Source organism: Gordonia sp. (in: high G+C Gram-positive bacteria) (assembly GCF_049299075.1).
Classification (GTDB): domain Bacteria; phylum Actinomycetota; class Actinomycetes; order Mycobacteriales; family Mycobacteriaceae; genus Gordonia.
Window position 1 is genome coordinate 1 of sequence record NZ_JBAQWU010000299.1, and the last position, 1,590, is coordinate 1,590.

Sequence of the window (1,590 nt, forward strand, 5' to 3'; positions counted from 1 at the left end):
GGGTTGGGGGGTGACCCTTCGACAAGCTCAGGGAGCGCCCATCGACACGTGCGGTTCATCCGTTGTTGCGCACCGTGTACCGTTCCTCGGCTAGCGTTCGGATCATGGATACTCCGGGTCGCAAGATCAGCATCATCGGGGCCGGTGCGGTCGGCACGTCCATTGCGTATTCGGCGCTGATCCGCGGGGTCGCGCGGAGTGTGGCGCTGATGGACATCAATGAGGAGAAAGTGGTCGCCGAGGCGCTCGACCTCTCCCACGGGCTGGAGTTTGTCCCTCGTGCCGAAGTGATCGGCTCGCCCGACCCCGCGGTGTGTGCCGGATCGGATGTGGTGATCTTTACCGCGGGCGCCAAACAGAAACCGGGCGAGACACGGTTACAGCTGGCCGAGGCGACCATCAACCTGGTGAAGAAGGCCCTGCCGCCGATCGTCGAGGCGGCGCCGAACGCCCGGTTCGTGATGGTGACGAACCCGGTCGACGTGATCACCTACGCGGCCCTCAAGGTGACCGGGCTGCCAGGCAACCAACTGTTCGGTTCGGGCACCGTGCTCGACTCGTCACGACTGCGTTTCTTGCTCTCCCAACACTGCGGGGTGGCCGTGCAGAACGTGCACGCCTACATCGCCGGCGAACACGGCGACTCGGAGATCCCGCTGTGGTCGTCGGCGACGATCGGCGGCGTGCCCCTGCTCGACTGGGTGCCGCTGCCAGGTTGGCCGGAGCTCGACGCGACCTCTCGCGCCGAGATCCACAAGGAAGTGGTGCAGGCCGCCTACCGGATCATTCAAGGCAAGGGCGCCACCAACTACGCCATCGGTCTGGCGTCAGCGCGCATCGCCGAAGCGATCCTGGACAACGAGCACCGGGTGCTCCCGGTGTCGTCGCTGATCGACGACGACTTTCACGGCATCAGCGATGTGTGCCTGTCCCTGCCCACCGTGGTGGACGCCCACGGCGCCGGTGAGCGGCTACCGATCGCCATGTCGTCCGATGAGCTCGGCGGATTGCGTGCCTCCGCCGAAACCCTGAAACACATGCAGGACAAGTTCGGCTTGTAACCCGCCGCCGACGCCTGCTGTGGATAACCGCCACGCGGGCGCGGCGGCTGTGGATGGCGAATGTGGCGGCGCGCGGACGATGGCTACCGTGGGGGCATGCGCGACGACAAGCTGTTGACCCGGATCGGCGGTCTGCTCCGGCAGGCTGAGGGCACTGATAACCCGCACGAGGCCGAAGCCTTTCTCGCGGCGGCGCAGCGACTGGCGACGGCGTCGTCGATCGATCTGGCTGTCGCGCGGGACCACGACGGGGCCGTCAGGGCGCGTTCGGCCCCGATCAGCAGGCAGGTGCGCATCGGGGAGGCGGGCAAGCGTGGTTTGAAGACGTTCGTTCAGCTCTTTGTCCAGATCGGCCGGGCCAACGATCTCACGTGCGACGTCGCCAGCAATTCCACCTACGTGATCGCGTACGGCTTCGCCTCCGACCTCGACACCACCGAGGCGCTCTATGCCTCACTCGTGGTGCAGATGGTCACCGCCAGCGACGCCTACCTCAAGTCGGGTGCGTACAAGAGCGAGACCGCCCAGC

The 1,590-nt window shown here is 66.3% G+C and carries 2 protein-coding genes; both read left to right on the forward strand.

What is annotated here, in order from left to right; all coding sequences use genetic code 11:
• Positions 1-104: 104 nt before the first annotated feature.
• Positions 105-1,061 (forward strand): L-lactate dehydrogenase, encoded by a 957-nt coding sequence (locus WAW85_RS09080; RefSeq protein ID WP_422559289.1) that lies wholly within the window; start codon positions 105-107, stop codon positions 1,059-1,061.
• Positions 1,062-1,157: 96 nt separating this feature from the next.
• Positions 1,158-1,590: DUF2786 domain-containing protein (locus WAW85_RS09085; RefSeq protein ID WP_422559290.1), on the forward strand; the 433-nt coding region annotated here is incomplete at its 3' end.